The sequence below is a fragment of the Janthinobacterium sp. FT14W genome (assembly GCF_009208755.1).
In the GTDB taxonomy this organism is placed as follows: Bacteria; Pseudomonadota; Gammaproteobacteria; order Burkholderiales; family Burkholderiaceae_D; genus Janthinobacterium; species Janthinobacterium violaceinigrum.
Genome location: NZ_WFLL01000007.1, coordinates 121,647 through 145,840 on the forward strand (window position 1 = coordinate 121,647; position 24,194 = coordinate 145,840).

Below are 24,194 nucleotides of genomic sequence, written 5' to 3' on the forward strand. Positions count from 1 at the left end.
GGCAACGTGGCGGAAACGAAATTATTGCATATCGGCCCAGTTAAGCCTTGTTCAAATCGACAACAGTTTCGTCCATCGTGCGCCAGCGCCGCCAGCCCAGCGCCACGCAGGCCAGCAGCAAGGCCAGCAAGCCTGCCACTTCATGGCGGATTTCATACAGCGAGGCGCCCATCTGATTGAGCGCGACAAAGCCCTGGATGCCGGCCGTCGATGGCAGCAGCCAGCGCAGCCATTGCAGCACGACGGGCATGGACGACACGGGCCAGGTCAGGCCCGCGAGGAACAGCACGGGCATCGACGTGGCGATCATCAGCTGCGTGCCCCGCTCGCGCGTGCGGAACAGCATGCCCAGCAGCATGCCGAACGCCGCTTCCGCCAGCGAGAACAGCACCAGCAGCAAGAGCATGCCGCCAAAGTTGCCGCCACGGGGGTAATCCTGGAACCAGAAGACGAAACCGAAGAAATAGCAGCAGTTGAGGAAGGCCACGCAGGCAAACGCCAGCAGCATGCCCGCATAGCCGCCCGCCGTGCGCTTGCCCGGCACGGGGAAGGCCTGGCGCTGGTACCAGGTGCCGAACAGCATGGTCATGCCGATCAGCAAGGTCTGCTGCACGATCAGGGTGGCCACGCCCGGCACGACATAGGCGCCATAGCCTTCCTTGACGTTAAACAAGGGCACGGCGTCGAAGGCGATGGGTGAGCGCTGCTGGCTGGCCTGGACGGCCGAAGGCGTGCCCGCGCCCAAACGCTTGAGCTCGATGCCGGCCGACACCGTGCCCACCACTTCGGCCAGCCCGTTCAAGGCAACCTTGTTCAGCATCAAATACAAGCCATTGCCCGCCACCTGCGCATGGGCGGCGCGGCCGGCCAGCACGTCCGTCTGCAAGCCGTCGGGAATGATCAATACGCCCATGACCTGGTCGCGCCACAATAAATCTTGCGCGACGGGCAAGTCCGGCGTGACGGCGACCACGTGCAGCGATGGATGGGCCATGGCAAAGCGCGTCAGCTGGCGCGACATGGCGCTGCGGTCCTGGTCGACGACGGCCACGGGCACGCGCTGGACGATTTCCGTCGAATACGGCAGCGGATAAAAAAACGAATAGATGATGCCGCCGATAAACAGCAAGGTCAGCGCGCCCTTGTCCGTCAGCATGGCGCGCCAGGTGGCGACAAAGGCGGACCAGATCATGTGCGCCCCCAGGCCGCAGGCGCATGCGCGCGGCGCGCCAGCAGCAGCACGCCCACGGCGCCGCAGCCGATGGCGATGCCGGCCAGTATCAGCATTTCCTGCACGCCATAGCGCCACGGTGCGCCGGCCAGCCAGTATTTCGTTTGCAGCTGCAGATAATGCGTGAGCGGCAAGGCTTCCGCCCAGGCGCGGGCCGGCGCCGGCATGGCCATCAAGGGAAAGGCCTGGCCCGCAAACGCGAAGGCCGGCGCCGTGATGAAGGCGGCGCCCGACAGGGCCAGGCGCAGGGACAGGGTGGCGGCGATCAGCAAGGTAGCCAGGCCGCAATACGCGAGCACCAGCAGCAGCATGCTCAGCAGCAGCGCCGGCAAGCTGCCCGCCACGGCCCAATCCCGCGCCAGGCTGAAGAAGAGCAGATACAGCAGCGCCAGCGCGCAGTAGGCGACGAGGGGAAACAGCAGCTTGGCCCCGACTGCGCGCGGCCAGCTGCCATGGGCCGAGGCCAGCCATTGCGGTACCGTGCCGTCGCGCAACTCGCGTCCGATGGACGTGACGACGGCGACGACGATGAAAATCTGCAGCATGGCCGGCATCAGGGCCAAGGTCAAAAATGCCTCATAGCTGATGTTGTCGTTATACAGGCTGTTCAAGGTGGTGCGGATCGGTTCGAACTGGGCCGCCGCCTGCACGCCCGACATGCCTTTTTTCATGCGCGCCGTCATCTCGATACCGGCCGACAAGGTCGTGCTGACCGTGCGCACGTCGCGCAGCAAGGCGCCCGCATGCGAGGAAAACTGCGCGTTGTACAGCCATTGCACCGTGGCTTGGCGGCCGCCCAGCAGTTTCTGTTCGAAATCGTTGGGGATCAGCAGATAGCCGAAAGCCTGGCGCTCGCGCAATTGGTGGAGGGCTTCGTCGCTGGACGCCACCTTGGCCGCGACCTCGATGCCGGGCGAGGCGTCGAGCCAGCGCGTCAACTGGCGCGACAGGGTGGAATTGTCGTTATCGATGACGACGATGGGCAGGTCGCGCGCGATGCCGGCGGAAAAGACCAGCCACAATATGCCGCACAGCACCACCGGAATCCAGCTGAGCATGCCGAAGTCCCAGAAGTCGCCGCGCAGCCGCCGCCACTCGCGTGCCAGCGCCGAAACCGGCTCTTTATCCGCTTCGCTCATCGGCGATCAGAGCGGCGGGAACACGACCGACATGCCCGGACGCAAGCCCTCGACCTTGATGGCGGGACGCAAGCGGATTTCAAACGTACGCAAGTCCGTGCCGCCCGGACGGGCCGCGCGCCACGTGGCGAAATCGGGCAGCACGGCCACGGAGCTGACCTTGAAACTGAGCTGCTGTTTCAGGGCCGGCACGTTCGCCGTGTGCGTGCTGCCCATGGCAAACGCGGCCATCTCGTCTTCGCGTACCTGCAGCACGGCCCAGGCGTCGTCGAGTTTCACCAGGGTAATCACGGGGAAACCTTGCGGCGCCAGTTCACCGGGCTGTATCTGGATCTTGCTGACCTGGCCCGCCACTGGCGCCGCGATCTTCGTTTCCGCCAGCGCGATCTGCGCTTCCGTCAGCACGGCGCCCACCTGGCGCGCCTGGGCGGCCGCAGCCGTCTTGTCTTCCGGACGGGCACCTTTTTGCGCCATGTCATATTGCGCGCGGGCAGCTTGCGCCAGCTGGTCGGCGGCGCGCCATTGCGCTTCCGCTTCGTCACGTTTCTGGCGCGCAATCACGCCTTGTTCGAACATATTATTGACGCGGGTAAAGGTGGTGCGGGCGATGGTGGCACCCGTCTGCGCCCGCTCCCAGTTGGCTTTCGCAGCCGTGATCTCTTCCGGCCGCGCCCCCGCTTCCGCCTTCTTCGCCACGGCATCGGCCGCCTGCGTGGCGGCCGTCGCCTGCGCGATCTTCGCATCCACTTCCGGACTCGTCAGCTGGAACAGCACCTGGCCCTTCGGCACCGTCTGGCCCAGCTTGACATACAGCTCGCCCACCCTGCCCGGCACTTTCGACGACACATTGACTTCCTGCGCATCCATCTGCCCCTGCAACGGCAGGCGCTGCGGCTGGAACGCCTGGTACAGGCCCCAGCCCACGAAGGCCAGGACAATGACGGCGCCGACTATGGCCAATGGTTTTTTGGATGTGCTCATTATTTGGTGTCCACAGGTAATTGGATGTCGGCCGCTGCCGCCAGGCTGCCCAGGCGCTGCGTCTCGCCCGTCGCTTCCAGCAATTGCGCCAGCCCCATCACATAGTTATAGGCTGCCTGCGCGCGCTGCGTTTCCACCTTGGCCAGGTTCAGGCGCGCGTCGACCACTTCCAGCGACGTCACTTGCCCTTGCTGGAAAGCCACGGTTTGCAGGCGGATATTTTCGCGCGCCAGCTCCACCGACGACGCCGTGGACAGGTACTGGATGCGGGCGTTTTCCAGCGCGCGCCAGTTCTTTTCGATCAGGGTGGGAATATCGCGCTCGGCCTGGCGGGCCACCACTTCCACCCGTTCCTGGTCCAGCTTGGCGGCGGCGATCATCTTGCCCGTATTGATGCGGTGCACGAGCGGCACGGACACGACGAGGCCGATGGCCCAGTTCGAACGCACGAGCTTTTCGTTACCGCGGTTCAAGTTGTAATTACCGATGGCAAACACGGTGGGCGCATATTCCTTGCCGTGCAGCTTCAACGCCTGTTCGGCCTGCACGCGCTTGCTGTCGATCTTCTTCCAGTTCGCGTTTTCGCGCATGCCCGTGCTGATAAACGATTGCAAGGTACCGACCGGCAAGCTGTTGACGAACAGCGGCGTGCTGGGACGCACTTGCGTATTGACGGCGAGCAAACGGTCGAGCGCCACTTGCGCGATTTCCTCATCGCTGCGCGCCTGCGCTTCGTCGCTGCGGGCGCCGTCCAGGGCCACGTCGGCACGCAGGCGTTCCGCGCGCGAAATCAGGCCGCCCTTTTCCAGCCTGGCCGCGTCGCGCTGGTGTTCCGTCACGCCGGCCGTCACTTCGGCCCGCACAGCCACCACCCGCTTGGCCAGCAGCAATTGAAAATAGCGCTGCGCCACCAGGGTGGCCAGCTGCTCTTCCGCTTCCGTGCGCTCGGCCTGCGCGGCCAGGGTCAGGCTGGAAGCGAGTCCCTTGACGGCGTCCAGGCGTCCGCCCGTGTAGATGGGCCACATGCCCAGCAAGCCGAACGAAGTCAGGTCCGTCACCACTTCGCGGTTCAGGGAATTGGGAATGTGTGGCGTAGGCAAGCCGGGAATGGGCGGCAGCACGGATTCGATGCCGCCCACCACGCCGGACAGGCCGCTGGTATCGATGTTCAAGTCCGTCGACAGGCGGCCGCGGAACGCCGTCAAGTCCACGGACGGGCCGTCGATATTCGACAGCGCCTCGGCCTTGAGTGTCTTCGCGCGCACGTCGAGCGCGGCGCCCTGCACGGCGCCCGAGGCCGCAGCCGCTTGCTGCAGCGCTTCGTTGAATGTCAGCGGCGCGCCGGCCGGCTGCTGCGCCAGGGCGGGCATGGCCGCGCCCACGGCGGTCGCCAGTAATACTGAGATGTGTGCTTGCAATCTGCCCATGTAGCGTCCAGTCAATGAATGAGGGGAAAGCACGGGATTGCCATGTTTATACTTTCACAATAGCAATTATATGCAAGGATGTCTATTTCAGCCTGCACTATTGCTTACTGCAGCTGACACATCAAAACGGGCGCCTCTTGCGGGGCGCCCGTTGGCGTCAGTCAATGTGCGTCCGCTTGCCGTTTATTTCTTCGGCTTCTTGGCGCCCTTGCCCGCCTTTTCCTTTTCAAACACGGCAAAGAACTCGGACGCCATGCCACGGATGGCGCGGCCTATGTTCGCGTAGTCGTATTCGTTCAGGTTGGCCAGCGACACGCGGCCCGACGGATGCGTGGTGCCGAAGCCGCGGCCCGGCAACAGGATGACGCCCGTTTCCTCGGCCAGGCGGAACAGCGCCTCGTTCGGTTTCAGCTTTTTCAGCAGCCACTGCGAGAATTCCTCGCCATGCATCTGCGCGGCCAGCGATTCCATGTCCAGCAGGTGGTAGTAACGCACGGAATTGGCGTCGTGCACCATCGGCAAGCCCAGTTCGCGGTACAGCGCTTCCTTGCGGCGCAGCACGATGCGCTTCATCGACTGCTTGTACTTCTGCTCTTCATCCATCAGCGAGAACAGCGAGAACAAGGTCATCTGCGCCTGCACGGGGGTGGACAGGCCGGCCGTGTGGTTCAGCGCCACGGTGCGGCTGTCGGCCACCAGGCGGTCGATGAATTTCAGCTGGCGGGGCTCCGTCGTGATGGAATGGTAGCGCGCGTCCAGCTGCTTCTTGATGGTTTCCGGCAACTTGGCAATCTTCTCGTCCAGTACGTTTTTCTCGTGCGTGGCCACCACGCCCATGCGCCAGCCCGTCGCGCCGAAGTATTTCGAGAACGAATACACGAGGATGGTGTTGTACGGGCACATGGCGAACAGCGAGACGAAATTGTCGGCAAACGTGCCATACACGTCATCGGTGAGGATGATCAGGTCCGGGCGCTTCTTGATGATCCTGGCGATGTATTCCAGGGTCTCGTCGTCGATCTTGACGGATGGCGGATTGCTGGGGTTGACGAGGAAGAAGGCCTTCACTTTCGGATCGAGCAGCTTGTCCAGCTCTTTCTTGGTGAATTGCCAATTGTTCGATTGCGGCGCATCGATGTGCACGGTATTCAGCTTGTAGTCGTTCAGCTGGGGAATCTCGATATACGGCGTGAAGATCGGCATGCCCAGGGCGATGGTGTCGCCTTCCTGGATGATGTGGTTCGATTTCAGGCTGGAAAACAGATACGTCATGGCCGCCGTGCCGCCTTCGACGGCGTACATGTCGAAGTTGCCGACGAAGGGATGGTCGCCCACCATTTCACGGTGAATATACTGGCCCACGATCTTCTCGGACAGGCGCAGCATGCGGTCGGGCACGGGATAGTTGCAGCCGAGGATGGCTTCGCACATTTCATAGATGAAGTCGCCGGCGCTCAGGCCCAGCTGGTCGCGCACATACGACACGGCCGCCTCGATGAAGTGCACGCCGGGCGTATCGGCATGCTTGCGCACGAAGATTTCAAAGCGGGCCTCGATGCCGTCGCGCGTGGGGAAGCCGCCCACGTCTTCCATGTACACATAGGAGCGTTCCGCTTCCGTCATGGCAAACTGGCCAAACTGGAAGAAACCGTGGCGTGGCGTGGTCGCCAGGAAATTCGGGTTGCCGCGGCCCGCGTTCAGCATCAGGCGGTTGCTTTGCTTGGCCGTCTGGATCAGCGCATCCTTCAATTCGAATGGGCTCAACAGCGCGAGTTTTTCTGGGTTACTGAAATCCATTTCTGCTACTCCTTATCAACTGACAATTTGGGGAAAGCCCCGCACAGGCGGCTCGGGTCCTGCAGATACGCCCGACTCAGACGAAGGCCACCACCAGGGGGCCCAGCAAGGTCAGGAAAACGTTGGCCAGCGCATACGTGATGGCAAATGGCACGGTGGGAATCGAGTTTTGCGCCGCGTTCAGCACTTCGCCGAACGCGGGATTGGCGCTGCGCGAGCCGGACAAGGCGCCGGCAAACACGGCAACGTTGTCATAGCGCAAGATGTAGCGGCCGATCAGCATGGTCAGGATCATCGGCAGGATGGTCACGACGACGCCCACGCCAAACAGGGTCAGGCCGTGTTCGCGCACGGTTTCCACCGCTTGCAGGCCCGATGTCAGGCCGACGACGGCGACAAAGCCGGCCAGGCCCAGGTCCTTGAGGATTTGCACGGCGCCGCTGGGCATGTAGCCGAAGGTCTGGCGCTTGGCGCGGAACCAGCCGAAGACCAGGCCCGACAGCAGCACGCCGCCGCCGCTGCCCAGGGTCAGCGGAATCGAGCCGATGCGCGCCACCAGCAAGCCCACGAGCAGGCCGACAACGAGGCCGGCGCCCATGTAGACGAAGTCCGTCTTGGCGCTCGGCACGATCATATAGCCCACTTCGGCCGCCACGCGCTTGACGTCCTGCTCGGCGCCATAGATGGTCACCACGTCGCCCGTCTGCACCACGGTTTCCGATTGCATGGGCAGGATCTTGCCCATGCGGCTCAGCTGCACGACAAAGATGCCGTGACGCACGCCCGGCGCCGTGGCGCTGCGGATTTCACCCACCGTCTTGTTGTGGTAAGCCTTGTTGGTCAACACCATGTCGCGGCGCTGCATGACCAGTTCCATGCCTTCCACGGCATGCAATTCCTTGCCCAGCTGGGAAGACACGCTGAGCATCGCTTCGCGCCGGCCCACCAACAGCACAATGTCGTCGGCCGCCAGCATCAGGTCGGGGCTGACGTCGATGACCTGGCCATTGCGTTTCACGCGCTCGATGGTGATGGCCGTGTTCGGATTGGCGCTTTCGATGTCCGCCACGGAGCGGCCGGCGCCCGGCCCCACCTCGTAGATGCGGCCGATGAGGTCGGGCGCGGCGGGCGTCTGGCCCGGCCCCAGCACCTGCACGCCCGCCTGCAGCGCCGTTTCCGCCTTGATCGCATCTTCGCGGATGGTGCGTTTCATGAGCTTGGGCAAGATGTTGACGCAGACAATGATGGCGCCAAACGAGCCGAACACATACGTCACGGCATAGCCGACGGCCACGTTGCCCTGCAGGCGCGCCACCTCGTCGGCCGCCAGGCCCAGCTTGGTGATGGCGTCGCCGGCCGTGCCGATGATGGCCGACTGCGTCAGGCCGCCCGCCGCCACGCCCGCCGCCAGGCCCTTGTCCAGGCCGAAGATCTTGGCCATGATGACCACCGTCAGCAGCGCCGTCACGGCCAGCACGACGGCCAGGATGATTTCGCGCACGGACTGGCGGCCCAGGGAATTGAAGAACTGCGGTCCGCTTTCATAGCCGACCGCATAGATGAACAGCGCGAACAGCACCGATTTGACGCCGGGATCGATGGCGACGCCCACCTGGCTGACGAGCACCGCCACCAGGAGTGAACCGGCGACCCCGCCCAGCTGAAACGAGCCGAACTTGATCTTGCCGATGTAGTAACCCGCTGCCAGGGAGAGAAACAAGGCAATTTCAGGCGACTTCTTGAATAACTCGTGCAACCATTCCATGCTGACCGCCTTTCATGTTGAAGGAATTCTTGTTACATCCGCCGTGGCGGACGGCTTACGCGTGCACCGAGCCGGCCAGGGCCACGATGAGGGGCCCCAGCAAAGGCAGCACCACGTTCGAGATGGCATACGTAATCGTGTAGCCCAGCAAGGGCGTGGAATTGCCGGCCGCGTTCTGCACGGCCGACAGGGCCGGCGTGCTGCATTGCTGACCAGCAATGGCGCCCAGCAGCACGGGCGCTTCCAGCTTGAGGAAAAAGTGCCCGACCAGCAGCGACAGCGAGGCGGGGATGACGGCAATCAAGATGCCCATCAAGGGGAGCGACAGGCCGTACTGGCGGATCAGGTCGATTGCCTGCGGCCCCGATGCCAGGCCCACGCAGGCGATGAAGGTGGCCAGGCCGATATCTTTCATCATGTCCAGCGCGCTGGGGGGGATGCCCGGCATGCCCGGTTTTCGTGCCTGGTACCAGCCGAACACGAGGCCCGTCAGCAAGGCGCCGCCGCCCGTGCCCAGCGAAAAGGGGATGCCGCCCAGCTTGGCGGTAAAGCCGCCGATATACACGCCCAGCACGATGCCGATGCTGGCGTACACGATATTGCTGCGCTCGCCCGTGGGCACGCGCTTGCCGATGGCGGCCAGCGCCGTGTTCAGCTCGCGCCCTTCCGTCGTGCCGTACAGGCGCAGCACGTCGTCGCGTTGCAGGGAAAGATCGGGCAGCGGCGGCATGCTGTGCTCGCCGCGGATGACGGCCGCCACATGCACGCCGGCCGGCAAGGCCAGCTGGCGCAAGGGCTGGCCCACGAGGGCCGCCTGCTGCAGCACCACTTCCACGGCGGAGACAGCCATGTTCAAGCCCGTCGTGTCGGCAAATTCTTCGCCCAGGATGGCTTCGGCCGCCACCAGCGCGGGACGGTGGCCGATCACCAGCACCTCGTCATTGTTGCGCAGGCGCAGTGCAGGTTCCAGGGCCAGCACCTTGCCATGCCGGCGCACGCGCGTGATGCTGGCGCGGCCCGCGAAGATATGCTGCAAGGCATCGAGGCGGCGTCCCGCGCCCCGGCTGATGCGGTAGGCGCGGCCCACCATTTCCGGCGTCGCCTGCACCCCGTCGCCATCCGTTTGCGCGCCGCCCATCTTTTCCCACAGCTTGTCCGCTTCCTCGCGCAGGTTGACGCGCAGCAGCAGCGGAAAGATCTGGCTGGTGACGATGACGATGGCAATCAGGCCGAAGATATATGTGATGGAATAGGCGGTGACCACGTTGGCCTGCAGCTCGGCGATGCGTGCCGCCGGCAGCGCCAGCTTGGAAATGGCGTCCGTGGCCGTGCCGACGACGGCCGATTCCGTCGCTGCGCCAGCCATCATGCCGGCCGCCGTGCCCTGGTCCAGGCCCAGGAAGCGCGTGGCCAGCAGCACCAGCGCCAGCACCACCACCACTTCGATCAGGCACAGCAGCCCCAGGCGCAAGCCCTTGGCATTCAGGTTGGCAAAGAACTGGGGACCGCCCGCATAGCCGAGGGCAAAGATGAACAGCATGAAGAAGACATTCTTGACGCTGGCGTCCAGGGTGATGCCCGCCTGGCCGATCAGCAGCGCGGCGATCAGGGTGCCGCACACCCCGCCCAGCTGGATGGGACCGAAGCGTATCTGCCCGACCGCGTAACCGAGGGCCAGCGCCAGGAACAAGGCCAATTCCGGAACCTGGTGCAATACCGACGCGATCGAATCGAGCATGGACAAACCTTCGAAAAGAGACGGATGGTGACCCGTTCCCGGGCTGGCAGACGCTGGCGGTTGAACGGGCGTACAGGGTCCCGCGCAGCACGGGCCATGGCGGCCCGTGCCGGGGAAATGTTGTTACGAGGAATCATATTCGGTGAAAAATTTACAAGTGTCAACAGGTGTTCTGTTGAACTCGCCTTGCGTTTCATCAAACATCGGGCGCACGATTGAAGCGGTTATTTGACACAAGTCAACAAAACCATTAGTGATGTTTGGGGCGATACCACAGTGCCTTGCGCACCAGCGGAGTGGCCTCCGGCAGGTCCGCATTGGCCAGCTCCAGCACGTGGCGCCGGGACAGCTGCAAGCTATCCGCCAGGCGGCCGAAATGCTGCTGGAACAGCTGCGCGAAGCTGCCATCGGCCAGCATGGTTTCCAGTCCGATTTCAAGATGGCGCGCCAGTTCCGGCCGGTGCTTGCCGACAAAAAAGTACAGCGCGGCCGGGTAGCGGATGACCAGGTGGGCGTCCAGCGCCAGCGGCAGCTGCGCATGGCTGGCCAGCTCGCTTTGCGCTTCGATCACGGAACGGGGAAAGTAATCGATGCGCCCTGCCGCCAGTTGCTGGAACAGGCCCTCGTAGGTGCTCGAGGTATCGAGGCGCAAGCCGTTCGCCTGCAGGATGGCGCAATCGGGCCAGTCGCGCATCTGGCCCGCCGACAGCCGCGCCAGGGCGGCGATGCTGCGCACGTCGCGCAGCAGCTGCGGCTGGCGCGCCTGGATCAGGGCCACGCGCCAGCCGATCAGGCCGCGGTCGATGGGGATGCGCACCGGCAGCAAGTGCGTCTCGCGCGCGCGGCTCGTCATGGCCCAGACGACGTCGACGCTGCCCGACGCCGTGGCGATTTCCTGCATGGCGCGCGTCTGCACCATGCGCAGTTCCGAACGGCGCAAGGCATATGCGTGGCCCGAACGGGCCAGCGCCCGTTGCAGCAAGGCCGTCACATATGCCTGCTGCGGATCGCTGAGCGCCTGATGGCGCGGATACACGAGCGGCGGCGGCGGCGACGGGCCCGCGGCCGCCGCGCGCAACGGCCACAGGCCGGCAAGCATGAGCAGGGGGCGGCGCTGCATGGCCCCTCCTTTCCAGCGCTTTCATCAGCGTTCTTATCAGAATGACAGTATCGCGCAGCACACTGCGCTTGTCGACTGGAATAGGACAGCTGTGTATAAAACAACAGCAGTTTCTGGCTGGCCCCAGGAGCCTGGAATTAATACAGATCAACAAAAGCTCAAATAGCAAATAAATCTTGCGTGCTGCTCTGGACGGCATGCGCAGCCCTCGCCTACGCTGTTTTTTTATTTGAAAAACAAGAGGGATACATGCAAACAGCACGCTTGAATATCATCGGTATGGATCACGAAGGCTGCGCCGACAGGCTGACGGGAGCGCTCGAAGCCGTCACGGGCGTGGCCACCGTGTGCGTCTCGCTGGCGCGCCACGGGGCCACGGTGCAATTCGACGAGCGGCTGGCCACGCAGGAGCGCCTGCTGGCGGCCGTCAACGACGCCGGCTTCATGGGTGAAGCCTCCGACGAGGAACAACTGCCCTCCTGCAGCGGCGCCTGCGGCCACTGCCGCCACTGAACGCCTGCCGCCGCCTTGCTCCCCCCGCTCGCCTACCCTTCCCGCGCGCCCCGGTCGCGCAGATGCGCGAGCACGCGGCGCGGTCCCAGCGCCTGCAGGTCGAACGGCGGCAGCTCGATGGCGTCGAGCGTATTCTTGAACAGCAGGCCCAGTTCCGTATCGCCTTCCAGGCTCAGACGGCGGCTGAAGAACAGGGTGTCCGGATCTTCCTGGCGCCGCGCCAGCAGCATCAAATCATGCACGCTGGCGGCGATGCACAGGTCCGTCACGTCGGCATAGCGCTCGGCCACGAACACCGTGCCCTGCCACTCGAAATCGAAGGCGATGCCCGCATCGAGCAGGCGCAGGCGCAAGCTGCGCCCTTCCAGGCTGCGCCGCACGTCGTCCGGCAACTGCGGCGCCAGCAGGCGGTTCAAGCCTTGCACGAACAGCCACGAAGCGGGATACGGCGGCAGCTTCGACAGCAATTCGGCCAGCGGTTCGGGCAGCCGGTACGACGCTGCGGGCTTGCTCATGCCGGGCCGGGCCGGGACAGGCAGTCTTTCCAGTTGATCTTGCATGGTGTGTCCTTTCGATGCGTTCAATGAGCGGCGTGCTGTTCCATGCCAGGCTGGCCGTGCCAGTAACCGTCGCAGGCGCCGGCCGGCTGGCAGGCCGCCAGCTGCGCCTGGGCGCCGATGCCGCTGACCTGGCCGCGGCGGGCACGGTCGAAGATGGCGATGACTTGTTCCGTATGCATGGCCTGCGGGCTGATGCGCGCCACGGCCACGCCCATGTCGCGCATGGCGTCGAGTTCGCGCACCAGGTTGTAGACGAGCGCCGACTGCGTCTGCGTGCCGTTGAGCACGAGGAACGGCACTTCGTCGCGCGTGCGCAGCAGCAGGCCGTCCGGCTCTTCCAGGCAGCTGTAGCCGCAATCGTCCTTCGGCAGGTTGCGGTTGCGCGCCGTGAAGCAGCGCGCGGAAAACGCCAGCGGCATGCGGCCGTAGGCAAACACCTCCGTCTCCAGCCCGTCCGGTTTCTGGCGCTGCATTTCAGCCAGCGCCGCCTGCCCCATTTCCAGCGGCATCACCCAGCGCCGCGCGCCCAGGCGCGCCAGCAATTGCAGGCTGGGGCCATTGAACAGGTTCAGGTGGGGACCGGCGACGAAGGCAACGCCCTTTTCCATGCAGTGCACGGCGCCCATGTCGTTGGCCTCGACGCCGTAGCGGCCATTGCCCGTGATGCGGCGCAAAGTCGCCAGTTCCGCGCCCGCCTCGATCAGCGCCTGCGTCGACAGCACCACTTCCTTGCCGGCAGCGGCCAGCATGTCGGCGATATCGAGCCAGTCGGCCAGGCGCACCTCATGCCGGCGCGAGCAGACGGTTTCGCCCAGGTAGACGATATCGACGGCGGTGCCGGCGATCTGCTGGTAAAACTCGAAGACCGTGGCGCGCGGCCAGTAGTACAGCAAGGGACCCAGTGAAAGCTTCAGCATGTTCATCCTCTATTTCCAAGATCTGTGGTAAGCGCCCAAGGTGTGCTGCTGGCCCTCGGCCAGCTTGTCCATGGCCGCCATCCAGCCCGGCTTGACGGCATAGCGGGGATTGCCTTCGCGGCAGGCGTCGATCGCTTCGCGCCACACGCGCGTGACCTGCGCCACGTAGGCGGGACTGCGCTGGCGCCCCTCGATTTTCACGGCGCGCACGCCCATGGCGATCAGTTGCGGCAGCAGCGCCAGGGTATTCAGGCTGGCCGGTTCCTCGATCGCGTAATACTCTTCGTCGTTGACTTCGAAACGCCCCTTGCACAGGGTGGGATAGCTGGCATTCTCTCCTGGCGCATAGCGGTCGATCAGCACGCCGTTCAGGCGCGATTCCAGGCCGTTCGGCGTTTCCAGCCAGCGCACGGATTTCGCCGGCGAGCAGACGCCGTGGGTGTTCGGCGCCTCGCCCGTCGCATACGACGACAATGCGCAGCGCCCTTCGACCATCACGCACAGGCTGCCGAAGCCGAACACCTCGATCTCGACTTCCGTCTTGGCTATCAGCTGCTCCACCTGCGCCATCGACAGCACGCGCGGCAGCACGGCGCGGGCGATGCCGAAATGTTCGTGGTAGAAGTTGATGGCCTCGTAGTTGGTGGCCGAGCCCTGCACGGACAGGTGCAGGCGCAGCTGCGGCTGGTGCTGGGCCGCGTAGGCCATCAGGCCCGGATCGGCAACGATCATGGCGTCGATGCCGGCGTCGGCGGCGCGGTCGATGGCGCTGCGCCACACGGCCCAGTTGTGCGGCTGCGGATAGGTGTTCAGCGCCAGCAGCACCTTGCGTCCGTACTGGTGGGCGTAGCGCACGCCCTCGGCGATGGCCTTTTCATCGAAATTGAGGCCGGCGAAATTGCGCGCGTTGGTGGCGTCGCGAAAGCCCAGGTAGACGGTGTCGGCGCCATTGTCGATGGCCGCTTTCAGGGCAGGCAGGCTGCCGGCGGGACAGACCAGTTCCAGCGGTCCGGCCACGCGGGTGGCGGGGGTTGATTCAAGCATCATGATGTTCACAGTCCTGTATCGGCTCAGGGTGCAGACTATAGCCCCGCCCATGCCGCCCAGTCCTTGACGCAGGTGAAGGAATGCATGCATGGCTGGCGCGCGTTCGACTTGCTTGACCTGGCTGTAAAATGCCCGTCCCCTTACCCGATTCCGCTGACCGCCATGCCCCGCAAACCGCTGCTGATCTTCCTGCTGACCCTGTTCCTCACCGTGCTGCAGGTGCAGTGGGCCGCGCCCGCCGACGGCTATGACGCCGAGTCGCTCTCCATCCTGTCGCCCGAGGTGCTGGGCGCGTATCCGGGCGTATTGCTGCTGTTCCTGCTGGCCGTCTTCGCGCGCCGCGCCATGTCCGTGCGGCGCCAGGCCGCCATCTGCACGGGCTTGCTGGCCGCCTACTGGCTGCTGGCCAACTACGTCACCTTCGACGCGCGCGTGGCCAGCTGGAGCACCTTCTCGCCGCTGGAAATCTGGATGCACGTGCTGCCCGCCTCCGTCATCAGCATCGCCGTCTGCGGCGCCGCCTGGTTCGGCCTGGGCTGCGTCGTCCTGCGCCAGTGGCGCGCGAAAAAGTAAACAGGGGCGCTTTTTTCACCTGCATCAAGGATTCGTCACGCCACTGCACGCGCCCTTTGACGCCACTATATTTAGTCATTAATCTCCATAAAAACACCGCATGTTGTGTTTATTGGAGGTTTCATGACGACGAATGCAGTTTCCCCCCCGCGCGGCCAGGTCGATGTCGCCGCGTCCATCAACGAATACCTGGAACGGCGCGACTGGCGTGTCAACGCCAACGCCAACCAGGGTTATTCCCTGGGCGGCCTGATCCTCAATGTATCGGGCAAGGTCATCGCCAACTACTGGCTGGACCAGGTGTACCCGCCGGAAGTGGGCGCGGCGCACCGCGAAGCGGCGCTGCACATCCACGACCTCGACATGCTGGCCGGCTATTGCGCGGGCTGGTCGCTGCGCACCCTGCTGCATGAAGGCTTGAATGGCGTGCCAGGCAAGATCGAGTCTAGCCCGCCCAAGCACATGTCGAGCGCCATCGGCCAGATCGTCAACTTCCTCGGCACCCTGCAAAACGAATGGGCCGGCGCGCAGGCGTTCAGCTCCTTCGACACCTATATGGCGCCCTACATCCGCAAGGACAGCCTGCGCTACGAAGACGTGCGCCAGTACATGCAGGAACTGATCTTCAACCTCAACGTGCCATCGCGCTGGGGCACGCAGACGCCGTTCACCAACCTCACTTTCGACTGGGTCTGCCCGGACGACCTGCGCGAGCAGATTCCCGTCATCGCCGGCCGCGAGATGGATTTCAGCTATGGCGAGCTGCAGGCGGAAATGGACATGATCAACCGCGCCTACATCGAGATCATGATGGCGGGCGACGCCAAGGGCCGCGTGTTCACCTTCCCCATCCCCACCTATAACATCACCGAGGATTTCGACTGGCATAGCGAGAATGCCGAACGCCTGTTCGAGATGACGGCCCGCTACGGCCTGCCCTACTTCCAGAACTTCATCAATTCGGAACTCAAGCCGAACATGATACGCTCCATGTGCTGCCGGTTGCAGCTGGACTTGCGCGAACTGCTGAAACGGGGCAATGGCCTGTTCGGTTCCGCCGAGCAGACGGGTTCCCTGGGCGTGGTGACGATCAACTGCGCGCGCCTGGGCCACCTGTGGCGCGGCGACGAAGCGGCACTGCTGGCCGACCTGGACCGCCTGCTGGAGCTGGGCAAGGCCAGCCTGGAAATCAAGCGCCGCACCATCGAGGAGCTGATGCAGCAAGGCCTGTTCCCCTACACGAAGCGCTACCTGGGCACCCTGCGCAACCACTTTTCCACCCTGGGCGTGAACGGCATCAACGAGATGATCCGCAATTTCAGCGGCGACGCCCATGACATCACGACGCCCGAAGGCCATGCGCTGGCCGTGCGCCTGCTCGACCACGTGCGCGCCCGCATGGTGCAATTCCAGGAAGAGACGGGCCATATGTACAATCTGGAAGCGACGCCGGCCGAAGGCACGACCTACCGCTTCGCCCGCGAAGACCGCAAGCGCTATCCCGCCATCCTGCAGGCAGGCACCGTCGACAACCCGTATTACACGAACTCGTCGCAGCTGCCCGTGGGCCACACGGACGACCCGTTCGAGGCGCTGGAATTGCAGGACGCGCTGCAGCGCAAGTACACGGGCGGCACGGTGCTGCACCTGTACATGACGGAAGCGCTGTCGGACGCCAACGCCTGCCGCGAACTGGTGAAACGCGCGCTGAGCCGCTTTTCGCTGCCCTACATCACGGTCACGCCCACGTTTTCCATCTGCCCGCGCCACGGCTACCTGGCCGGCAAGCATGAATTCTGTCCCAGCTGCGACGCGGAGCTCATTGCCCGTAAGCAAGCCCAACCTGCTCCATCACTTGAGGAAACGCCATGAATGCACGTCCCGACTTCACTCCCGCCATCACCCTGCTCGATACGGAACGCCAGCGCTGCGAAATCTGGACCCGCGTGATGGGCTACCACCGCCCCGTCGCCTCGTTCAACATCGGCAAGCAGGGCGAATTCCACGAGCGCCAGTACTTTACGGAAGCGAGCGCCCGGGTCGGCCAGCCCGCCTGCCATGGCGGCTGAACTGAAGGTGGGCGGCCTGACGCCCTTTTCCGCCACCGACTATCCGGGCAAGCTGGCGGCCGTCGTCTTCGTGCAGGGCTGCCCCTGGCGTTGCGGCTATTGCCACAATCCCCATCTGCAGCCGCGCACGCCGGACGGCGCCATGCCCTGGCGCGACGTCCTGACCTGGCTGCGTCGCCGCGTGGGCCTGGTCGACGCCGTCGTCTTCAGCGGCGGCGAGGCGTGCATGGACCCGGGACTGGCACGCGCCATGCAGGACGCCAGGGCGCTGGGCTTCGGCATCGGCCTGCACACGGCCTGCATCTATCCGCAGCGCCTGCAGGAAGTGCTGCCCCTCGTCGATTGGGTGGGTTTCGACATCAAGGCGCCGTTCAGCGACTATCGTCTTGTGACCCGCGTGGCGGGCAGCGGCGAGCCGGCGCGCGCCTGCCTGGACGCCATCCTCGCCAGCGGCGTGGCCCATGAATGCCGCACCACTACCCACCCGGACCTGCTGCCCGACGCGCAGCTGCTGGCCCTGGCCGCCACCCTGGCGGCGAAAGGCGTCAGCAACTACGTGCTGCAGCAGTTCCGGGCCGAAGGCTGCCAGGATGCGGCGCTGGCCGGCCGCCCCCTGCACGGCTATCCGGCGCCGCAGACATTGGCGCAAATCGGTGCCATGTTTCCCCGTTTTACATTCCGTAACCATGGCAATGAAGCCGGCGGCAACATAATTTCGGAAAGCCCCGCAAAATTCCCCGTTCTGCAACGCTGAAATGTCTTGCGTGCTGTAATGTATCAACTGTGCTGCGCAACGCGCGCAGCCCGTCAGATTCCTCACACAGCATTACAGATAAGCGTCATCCATGAACGATTTCACCGCAGTCAGCCCAGGCATTCCTTCCACCCACGCCGACATCCTGTACGGCCCGCCGCGACCGGATCTGCTGCGCGAGGAAGTGCTGGCCGACCTGCTCGAGGCGACCGCCTGCCGCTGCCCGCAGCAGATCGCCCTGATCGATGGCGCGCGCCGCATCACGTATGCGGAACTCGATGCGCAGGCTAGCCTGGCCGCGTCGCGCCTGGTGGCCGCCGGCGTCCAACCCGGCGACATCGTGGGCCTGTGGCTGCCGCGTGGCGCCCACCTGCTGCTGATGCAGGCGGCCATCGCCAAGGCGGGCGCCGCCTGGCTGCCCGTCGATGAAGACACGCCCGTCGAGCGCCTGCAGGTGTGCCTCGATGACGCCAGCGGCGCGGGCGTCGTCAGCTGCGCGCAGTTCGCGCCGCGCCTGGCGCAGGCCGGGGTAGGCCGGCCCGTGTGGACGGCGGAAAGCCTGCTGGCCCCCGCCGCGCCGGGCGAGGCGCTGCCCGCGCGCGGCGCCGTGCTGCCAGAACACCCGGCGTACGTGATCTACACGTCCGGCTCCACGGGCAAGCCGAAGGGCATATTGATTTCCCAGCGCAGCATCTGCCACTTCCTGCGCAGCGAAAACGCCGTGCTGGAAGTGACGCAAGACGACACCGTCTACCAGGGCTTTTCCGTCGCCTTCGACATGTCGTTCGAGGAAATCTGGATCGCCTACCTGGTGGGCGCCACCCTGTGGCTGGGCCCCAAGGATATCTCGGGCGATCCGGAAGCCCTGCCCCGCGCCCTGGCCGCAAACAAGGTCACCGTTCTGCACGCGGTGCCGACCTTGCTGGCCCTGTTCGCCGAAGAAGTGCCCAGCCTGCGCCTGATCAACCTGGGCGGCGAAATGTGCCCGGAATCCCTGGTCGAGCGCTGGTCGCGCCCGGGCCGCGCCATGTTCAACACCTACGGCCCCACGGAGGCGACCGTCTCGTGCAGCCTGGCGCGATTGCGGCCCGGCGAACCCGTCACCATCGGCACGCCGCTGCCCAACTATGGCTTGCTGGTGCTGCAAGTGGCCGAAGGGGGAGAAAACCGTCCATTGACCCTGCTGCCACGGGGCGAGACGGGCGAATTGTGCATCATCGGCCCCGGCCTGGCCGAGGGCTACCTGGGCCGGCCCGACCTGACGGTGGAAAAATTCCTGCCCAATCCCTGGGCGACCAGCGACGACGATGCGCGCCTGTACCGCACGGGCGACCTGGCGCGCATCGATGCGGATGGGCAGGTGCTGTGCCTGGGCCGCGCCGACGACCAGGTGAAAATCCGCGGCTTCCGCGTGGAGCTGGGCGAGATCGAAGCCGTGCTGGCACAGCAGCCCGGCGTGGGCACGGTGGCCGTCCTGCTGCGCAAGGATGACGGCATCGACCAGCTGGTGGCCTACATCGTGGGCAGCGACGATGCGCCCGACGACGCGCTGGCGGCGAAAACCCTGCGCGCGGCCCTGAACCTGCATTTGCCGCCGTATATGGTGCCGGGCCGCTTCGAGCTGCTGCCGCTGATGCCGCGCCTCACTTCCGGCAAGATCGACCGCAAGGCCTTGAAAGCCATGCCCCTGTCGGCGCCGCCGGCCGGCGAGGCGGGCGAATCGGACGTACCGGAAACGCCGGCCGAAGCAGCCCTGTTCGCGGCGCTGGCGGTGCTGTTCCCCGGCCAGGCTATCCTGCGCCAGCTGGATTTTTTCAGCGACCTCGGTGGCCATTCCTTCCTGGCCGCGCGCCTGGCATCGAGCCTGCGCGCCAATCCGGCCTACGCCCATATGACGGTGCGCGACATTTACCAGAACCGGCAGATCGGCAAGATCGCCGCCGTGCTGAACGAAGCGCCCGCGCAGGCCACGCCGGAAGCGGAATGGACGCCGCCATCGGCCTGGAAGCGCTGGACCTGCGGCGCGGCCCAGGCGGCAGCCGTGCCGGGCCTCGTCACATTGCGCATGGCCCAGTGGATGGCGCCGTTCTTCACCTATCACTTCTTCACGGGCGATACGGGCGACACGGTGCCGCGCGCCATCGCCGCCTCGATCGGCGTGTTCCTGCTGGCGACCCTGGCCGAATTTGCCATCGCCATCGGCGGCAAGTGGCTGATTGCCGGGCGTCTGAAGCCGGGCAGCTATCCGCTCTGGGGCCTCACGTATTACCGCTGGTGGCTGGCCGACCGCCTGGTCGAGTCGGCGCCCGCCTACCTGCTCAGCGGCTCGTCGCTGAACAGCTGGTGGCTGCGCGCGCTGGGCGCGAAGGTGGGCAAGGAAGTGGTCATCGGCTCGATGACCCTGCGCGCGCCCGACTTGCTGGCCATCGGCGACAACGTCAGCGTGGGCAATGCCGTCAACTTTGAAAACGCGCGGGTGGAACGGGGCCGTTTGCTGCTGGGCCAGATCCGCATCGGCGACGACGCCTGCATCAGCTCCTACGCGATTTTGGAGGGCAACACGCAAGTGGGCGCCTTCGGCCACCTGGAGGGGCAATCGGCGCTGGCCGATGGCGCCGCGGTACCGGCCGGCAGGGTTTACATGGGATCGCCCGCGCGCGACATCGGCCCCTACGATCAGGCCAGCCAGCCGCCCCGCCCCGCCGTCTCGCGCCTGCGCCTGACGGGCGAAACCCTGTTCTTCTGCTTCGGCATGATCCTGATCGCCGTGCTGTTCTTCATGCCCGTCTTCCCCAGCTTCGTGCTGATCGACTGGTTCGACGAACGCGAAATGATGCCGTGGCTGCAGGGCCGCGACGTGACGACCCAGCTGGCCCGCTACTTCCTGCTGGCCTTCCCCGCCAGCGCCGTGCTGATCGTGCTGACGGCACTGCTGTCGGCCGCCATCCGCTGGGGCGCGCTGCCGCGCCTGAAGCCGGGCAGTTCGCCCGTGCACAGCAATATCTATTGCGCCAAGTGGCTGGTCAGCCATATCCAGGAATCGAGCCTGAACGTCCTGCACGGCATCTATGCCACCGTCTACGCGCCCTACTGGTACCGCCTGCTGGGTGCCAAGGTGGGCAAGGGTGCGGAGATTTCCACGGCCCTGGGCGTGGTGCCCGACATGCTGACCCTGGGCGACGACACCTTCATCGCCGACGCCGTCATGCTGGGCGACGAGCAGATCGACGGCGGCTGGATGACCATGCGCCCCACCGTCATCTCGCACCGCAGCTTTGTCGGCAACGGCAGCTATATCCCGGACGGCACCGTGCTGCCCGAGCACGTGCTGATCGGCGTGCACACGCATGCGCCGCGCAATGAACAGATGCACAGCGGCGACACCTGGCTGGGCTCTCCGCCCATGCACCTGCCCGCGCGCGAACAGGTCAGCGGCTATGCGGAGCACCTGACGTTCAAGCCGTCCGTGCTGCGCCGCCTGGGCCGCAGCCTGATCGAAGCCTTCCGCATCGTCGCGCCGCACGCGGTGGTGATCGCCGTCGGCTACACCCTGGTGCTCGACGTGATGCCCATCGCAGGCGCGGGGCGCTGGGGCGAAGTCGTGGGCGACCTGGCGATTGCCGGCATCGCCTACGGCATCGGCAATTTCCTCGTCGTCGTGCTGTTCAAGTGGCTGCTGCTGGGACGCTACCGCAAGCACGCGGCGCCCATGTGGACGCCGTTCGTGTGGATTTCGGAAGGCGTGACGAATCTGTACGAAGGCATCGCCGTGCCCAACTTCATGCGCTACCTGCGCGGCACGCCGTGGCTGCCGCTGGCCTTCCGCCTGTTCGGCTGCAAGATCGGCCGCGGCGTCTACATGGATACGACGGACATCACGGAATTCGACTGCGTGCACATCGGCGACTACAGCGAACTCAATGCCCTCACCTGTCCGCAAACGCATCTGTTCGAAGACCGCGTGATGAAGATCGACCACGTGGAGATCGGCCAGCGCGTCTACATGGGTCCGCGCAGCTCCGTGCTGTACAGCGCCAAGGTGGGCGACAATGCGCGCCTGGGCCCCTTGACCCTGGTGATGAAGGGCGAACACATCCCTGCCGGCAGCAACTGGGCCGGATGCCCGGCGGCGCCGCTGCGCAGCTGATGGATATAACAGTGCTGTGGTCGGCGGACGGCGTGCTGGCGATCGGCATCGCCGCCGTCCTGCCGCGCGCCGAAGCCCGGTTGCGCATCCGCGCCGCCGTGCGCGAGGCGGCGGCGCGCTGGCTGAATTTAAGTAGCGAAGCGATTTCGGTGGAGTCTACGCCGGGCGCCCCTCCCCGCCTGCTGCTGGCCGGCCGTCCGGCAGGCCTGTCGTTCAGCCATGACGACGGCTGGTCGCTGGCCGCTGTCCACCTGCATGGGGCCGTCGGCATCGACGTGATGCGCGTGCAGGACATTCCCGACTGGCAGCAGGTGGCGCGCGATTACCTGGGGCCGCAGGTGGCCGAAGCGCTGGCGGCCTGCCCCGCCGACCGGCGCCCCCTGGCCCTGGCGCAGGCGTGGACGGCGCGCGAGGCGGCGCTCAAGTGCGCGGGCTTGCCGCTGGCGGAGTGGGACGGCGCGGCGCCGGCGTGCCGCCTGCAGCTGCTGTCACTGCCAGCGCCGTATGCGGCAACGCTGGCATGTTAATCCTCGTTTCCTTCGGACGCACCGCCGATCTGGACGAAAATCAGTTTTGCGATAATACTGACGAGCAGTCCCAACACCCCGATCAATTCCAGCATGGCCTTTCCTTTGCAGTGACAGCAGACCAGTCCACTGTAGCGTGCTTGCTGCATCCAGGCTAATATCAAATCCGGCGCTCACCGATCTCGAAAAGGCATACGATTGATTTCTCTCAAACAGTTCAAGTACTTTGTCGAGATTGTCGATGCGGGCAGCTACTCGCGCGCGGCGGAAAAATTATATATTGCGCAGTCGGCCCTGAGCCGGCAGATCAAGGAGCTGGAAAGCGAAGTGCAGGCGCTGCTGCTGACGCGCGATGCGCGCCATATCGAGCTGACGCCCGCGGGCCAGGTCTTTTATGAGCGGGCCAGGCGCATCCTCGACGACATCGAAGAAACCGTGCGCCAGACGCGCCACGTGGGACAGGGCGAGCAAGGCATCATCCGCCTGCTGCATTCGAGTTCCGTGACCCTCACGCCCGCCATCGGCGCCGTGCTGAACCGGCTGCTGGCGCAGTTTCCCGGTGTCTCGCTCGATATTTCCAAGGGCTCGTCGGAAAACCAGGCGGCCGACATCGAGGAAGGCCGAGCCGACCTGGGCCTGGTGCGCCTGCCCACCCTGCGCAAGCACGCCAACATCGTCGTGCGCGAACTGTTTGCGGAAAAGCTGGTGGTGGCCGTGTCGTCGGCCTCGCCGCTGGCGGCACTGGACAGCACGACGATTGCCGCCCTGCGCAACGAAGCGTTCGTCTCTATCCCGCACAAGGACCGGGGAGGCCTCAGCTACCTGGTGGCGGGCCTGTGCCTGGCGCAGGGCTTCTTTCCGAAGGCGGCGCGCGCCCTCTCGCGCAAGACGTCGCAGCTGAACCTGATCGAGGCGAACATGGGCATCGCCATCGTCCCCGACAGCATGCGCCTGGTGGCGCCGCCCGGCGTGCGCTTTATCGCCCTGCCGGACGAGGAATCGCATTCCATCGTGGGCCTGATCTCGCCGCGCGCGGCCAGCGGCATGGTGGCCGCGTTCACGGAAGCGTTCGTGCGCGAGATGAACGCCCTGCCGCCGGACGACTAAGCTTCCGCGTACAGCGCCGCATCCGCGTCGCGCACGGCCGCCATCAGCAGGGCCAGCTTCATGACATCGAGCTTGCCGTCCGTGCGCACGCGCGAGCACAGGTCGATGCCGTAGGGGCGCACCTGGCGCAGCGCGTCGGCCACGTTGGCCGCGTCCAGCCCGCCGGCCAGGAAGACGGGACGGGGGCTGGCGCGCACGAAGCGCGCGCTGACGGACCAGTCGTGCGTGCGGCCCGTGCCGCCCAGTTCAGGCACGGCCGCGCCGGGGCGGCCCGAGTCGAGCAAAAACGCATGGACGTGGGGCGCGTAGGCGGGAATCAGCTCCAGCGCCTGCGGTCCTTCCACGTGGATCACCTGCACGCGCCGCACGTGCGGCAGCAGGCGCGCCAGTTCGGCCACCTCGCCCGGGTCGATATGGCCGACGATCTGCACGGTCGATGGCTGCGTGGCGCGCACGTGCCCGGCGATGGACTGCGCCGTCGTCTCGGACGTCAGCAGGAACGTGGCCACGGGCGGCGGCGTCCAGGCGGCGATCTGCGCAATGCGCGCGTCGGGGATCGGGCCGGGGCCGGACGGCATGGCCGCCACCAGGCCCAGTGCGTCGGCGCCGGCGGCAATCGCCAGTTGCGCTTCGTCGATGGAAGCGATGCAGCAGATCTTGATGCGGGTTCTCATGGCCTTGCATATTCAGTCGGGATGAGCAACATTACAACACAGGGCGGCGCGCACGCCAAGACACGCGGTCAAGGCCGCGCGCGATTGTGTGCCAGAATGGGCCATTGC

At 65.4% G+C, this 24,194-nt stretch carries 20 protein-coding genes; 8 read left to right on the plus strand and 12 right to left on the minus strand.

What is annotated here, in order from left to right; genetic code table 11:
- Positions 1-40: 40 nt before the first annotated feature.
- From GCN74_RS07530 to GCN74_RS07565, 8 genes are all read right to left on the minus strand, one after another.
- Positions 41-1,192, minus strand: coding sequence for an ABC transporter permease (locus GCN74_RS07530; RefSeq protein ID WP_152256084.1), 1,152 nt, complete (start codon positions 1,190-1,192; stop codon positions 41-43).
- The gene (locus GCN74_RS07535; protein WP_152256085.1) at positions 1,189-2,370 is read right to left on the minus strand and encodes an ABC transporter permease; all 1,182 of its coding nucleotides are present in this window, start codon (positions 2,368-2,370) and stop codon (positions 1,189-1,191) included. The genes GCN74_RS07530 and GCN74_RS07535 overlap by 4 nt, the downstream gene beginning before the upstream one ends.
- Positions 2,371-2,376: 6 nt before the next feature.
- Positions 2,377-3,351: an HlyD family secretion protein gene (locus GCN74_RS07540; protein WP_152256086.1), complete on the minus strand. Its 975-nt coding sequence runs from the start codon at positions 3,349-3,351 to the stop codon at positions 2,377-2,379.
- The gene (locus GCN74_RS07545) at positions 3,351-4,778 is read right to left on the minus strand and encodes a TolC family protein (RefSeq protein WP_152256087.1); all 1,428 of its coding nucleotides are present in this window, start codon (positions 4,776-4,778) and stop codon (positions 3,351-3,353) included. The genes GCN74_RS07540 and GCN74_RS07545 overlap by 1 nt, the downstream gene beginning before the upstream one ends.
- 183 nt (positions 4,779-4,961) lie before the next feature.
- Positions 4,962-6,575: a bifunctional aspartate transaminase/aspartate 4-decarboxylase gene (locus GCN74_RS07550; RefSeq protein WP_152256088.1), complete on the minus strand. Its 1,614-nt coding sequence runs from the start codon at positions 6,573-6,575 to the stop codon at positions 4,962-4,964.
- A gap of 76 nt (positions 6,576-6,651) precedes the next feature.
- The gene (aspT, locus tag GCN74_RS07555; RefSeq protein ID WP_152256089.1) at positions 6,652-8,340 is read right to left on the minus strand and encodes an aspartate-alanine antiporter; all 1,689 of its coding nucleotides are present in this window, start codon (positions 8,338-8,340) and stop codon (positions 6,652-6,654) included.
- 55 nt (positions 8,341-8,395) lie between these two features.
- Complete coding sequence (gene aspT / locus GCN74_RS07560) at positions 8,396-10,078, minus strand: aspartate-alanine antiporter (protein ID WP_152256090.1); 1,683 nt, start codon at positions 10,076-10,078, stop codon at positions 8,396-8,398.
- Positions 10,079-10,328: 250 nt separating this feature from the next.
- A complete protein-coding gene (locus GCN74_RS07565; protein WP_226938927.1) occupies positions 10,329-11,198 on the minus strand; it encodes a transporter substrate-binding domain-containing protein in 870 nt (289 codons plus the stop codon).
- Between the two features lie 249 nt (positions 11,199-11,447).
- On the opposite strand from GCN74_RS07565, the gene GCN74_RS07570 reads away from it, so the two are divergent.
- Positions 11,448-11,711, plus strand: coding sequence for a heavy-metal-associated domain-containing protein (locus tag GCN74_RS07570; RefSeq protein ID WP_071078113.1), 264 nt, complete (start codon positions 11,448-11,450; stop codon positions 11,709-11,711).
- Between the two features lie 32 nt (positions 11,712-11,743).
- Here GCN74_RS07570 and ubiT read toward each other — a convergent pair whose 3' ends face one another.
- From ubiT to ubiU, 3 genes are read right to left on the minus strand one after another with little or no spacing between them, the layout of a single operon-like run.
- Positions 11,744-12,271 (minus strand): ubiquinone anaerobic biosynthesis accessory factor UbiT, encoded by a 528-nt coding sequence (gene ubiT, locus GCN74_RS07575; protein WP_152256091.1) that lies wholly within the window; start codon positions 12,269-12,271, stop codon positions 11,744-11,746.
- Between the two features lie 20 nt (positions 12,272-12,291).
- Positions 12,292-13,188 carry a ubiquinone anaerobic biosynthesis protein UbiV gene (gene ubiV / locus GCN74_RS07580; RefSeq protein WP_152256092.1) on the minus strand — a complete coding sequence of 299 codons (897 nt, stop codon included), beginning with the start codon at positions 13,186-13,188 and terminating at the stop codon, positions 12,292-12,294.
- Positions 13,189-13,197: 9 nt separating this feature from the next.
- The gene (ubiU, locus tag GCN74_RS07585) at positions 13,198-14,235 is read right to left on the minus strand and encodes a ubiquinone anaerobic biosynthesis protein UbiU (RefSeq protein WP_413541530.1); all 1,038 of its coding nucleotides are present in this window, start codon (positions 14,233-14,235) and stop codon (positions 13,198-13,200) included.
- 84 nt (positions 14,236-14,319) lie between these two features.
- On the opposite strand from ubiU, the gene GCN74_RS07590 reads away from it, so the two are divergent.
- The 7 genes from GCN74_RS07590 (at position 14,320) to GCN74_RS07620 (ending at position 23,412) form a co-directional block, all read left to right on the plus strand.
- Positions 14,320-14,808, plus strand: a complete 489-nt coding sequence (locus GCN74_RS07590; RefSeq protein WP_152256093.1) for a hypothetical protein — start codon at positions 14,320-14,322, stop codon at positions 14,806-14,808.
- Between the two features lie 123 nt (positions 14,809-14,931).
- Positions 14,932-16,680, plus strand: coding sequence for a ribonucleoside triphosphate reductase (locus GCN74_RS07595; protein WP_152256094.1), 1,749 nt, complete (start codon positions 14,932-14,934; stop codon positions 16,678-16,680).
- Positions 16,677-16,877, plus strand: a complete 201-nt coding sequence (gene nrdD, locus GCN74_RS29520) for an anaerobic ribonucleoside-triphosphate reductase (RefSeq protein WP_092712624.1) — start codon at positions 16,677-16,679, stop codon at positions 16,875-16,877. The genes GCN74_RS07595 and nrdD overlap by 4 nt, the downstream gene beginning before the upstream one ends.
- A complete protein-coding gene (locus GCN74_RS07605) occupies positions 16,867-17,631 on the plus strand; it encodes an anaerobic ribonucleoside-triphosphate reductase activating protein (protein WP_152256095.1) in 765 nt (254 codons plus the stop codon). The genes nrdD and GCN74_RS07605 overlap by 11 nt, the downstream gene beginning before the upstream one ends.
- Before the next feature lie 91 nt (positions 17,632-17,722).
- On the plus strand, positions 17,723-21,778 hold the full coding sequence (locus GCN74_RS07610; RefSeq protein WP_152256096.1) for a Pls/PosA family non-ribosomal peptide synthetase: 4,056 nt from the start codon (positions 17,723-17,725) through the stop codon (positions 21,776-21,778).
- On the plus strand, positions 21,778-22,305 hold the full coding sequence (locus tag GCN74_RS07615) for a 4'-phosphopantetheinyl transferase family protein (protein WP_193317001.1): 528 nt from the start codon (positions 21,778-21,780) through the stop codon (positions 22,303-22,305). Before GCN74_RS07610 ends, GCN74_RS07615 begins: the two co-directional genes overlap by 1 nt.
- A gap of 198 nt (positions 22,306-22,503) precedes the next feature.
- Positions 22,504-23,412, plus strand: coding sequence for a LysR family transcriptional regulator (locus GCN74_RS07620; protein WP_152256098.1), 909 nt, complete (start codon positions 22,504-22,506; stop codon positions 23,410-23,412).
- On the opposite strand, the gene GCN74_RS07625 is transcribed toward GCN74_RS07620, so the two are convergent.
- The gene (locus GCN74_RS07625; RefSeq protein WP_152256099.1) at positions 23,409-24,086 is read right to left on the minus strand and encodes a phosphoribosylanthranilate isomerase; all 678 of its coding nucleotides are present in this window, start codon (positions 24,084-24,086) and stop codon (positions 23,409-23,411) included. The two genes, GCN74_RS07620 and GCN74_RS07625, sit on opposite strands and share 4 nt — an antisense overlap.
- Positions 24,087-24,194 lie beyond the last annotated feature (108 nt).

Coding starts and splice junctions, on each gene's coding strand:
- GCN74_RS07530 (WP_152256084.1), bottom strand. CDS start 1,192: ATGATCTGGTCCGCCTTTGTCGCCACCTGGCGCGCCATGCTGACGGAC.
- GCN74_RS07535 (WP_152256085.1), bottom strand. CDS start 2,370: ATGAGCGAAGCGGATAAAGAGCCGGTTTCGGCGCTGGCACGCGAGTGG.
- GCN74_RS07540 (WP_152256086.1), bottom strand. CDS start 3,351: ATGAGCACATCCAAAAAACCATTGGCCATAGTCGGCGCCGTCATTGTC.
- GCN74_RS07545 (WP_152256087.1), bottom strand. CDS start 4,778: ATGGGCAGATTGCAAGCACACATCTCAGTATTACTGGCGACCGCCGTG.
- GCN74_RS07550 (WP_152256088.1), bottom strand. CDS start 6,575: ATGGATTTCAGTAACCCAGAAAAACTCGCGCTGTTGAGCCCATTCGAA.
- aspT (WP_152256089.1), bottom strand. CDS start 8,340: ATGGAATGGTTGCACGAGTTATTCAAGAAGTCGCCTGAAATTGCCTTG.
- aspT (WP_152256090.1), bottom strand. CDS start 10,078: ATGCTCGATTCGATCGCGTCGGTATTGCACCAGGTTCCGGAATTGGCC.
- GCN74_RS07565 (WP_226938927.1), bottom strand. CDS start 11,198: ATGCAGCGCCGCCCCCTGCTCATGCTTGCCGGCCTGTGGCCGTTGCGC.
- GCN74_RS07570 (WP_071078113.1), top strand. CDS start 11,448: ATGCAAACAGCACGCTTGAATATCATCGGTATGGATCACGAAGGCTGC.
- ubiT (WP_152256091.1), bottom strand. CDS start 12,271: ATGCAAGATCAACTGGAAAGACTGCCTGTCCCGGCCCGGCCCGGCATG.
- ubiV (WP_152256092.1), bottom strand. CDS start 13,188: ATGCTGAAGCTTTCACTGGGTCCCTTGCTGTACTACTGGCCGCGCGCC.
- ubiU (WP_413541530.1), bottom strand. CDS start 14,235: ATGATGCTTGAATCAACCCCCGCCACCCGCGTGGCCGGACCGCTGGAA.
- GCN74_RS07590 (WP_152256093.1), top strand. CDS start 14,320: ATGCATGGCTGGCGCGCGTTCGACTTGCTTGACCTGGCTGTAAAATGC.
- GCN74_RS07595 (WP_152256094.1), top strand. CDS start 14,932: ATGACGACGAATGCAGTTTCCCCCCCGCGCGGCCAGGTCGATGTCGCC.
- nrdD (WP_092712624.1), top strand. CDS start 16,677: ATGAATGCACGTCCCGACTTCACTCCCGCCATCACCCTGCTCGATACG.
- GCN74_RS07605 (WP_152256095.1), top strand. CDS start 16,867: ATGGCGGCTGAACTGAAGGTGGGCGGCCTGACGCCCTTTTCCGCCACC.
- GCN74_RS07610 (WP_152256096.1), top strand. CDS start 17,723: ATGAACGATTTCACCGCAGTCAGCCCAGGCATTCCTTCCACCCACGCC.
- GCN74_RS07615 (WP_193317001.1), top strand. CDS start 21,778: ATGGATATAACAGTGCTGTGGTCGGCGGACGGCGTGCTGGCGATCGGC.
- GCN74_RS07625 (WP_152256099.1), bottom strand. CDS start 24,086: ATGAGAACCCGCATCAAGATCTGCTGCATCGCTTCCATCGACGAAGCG.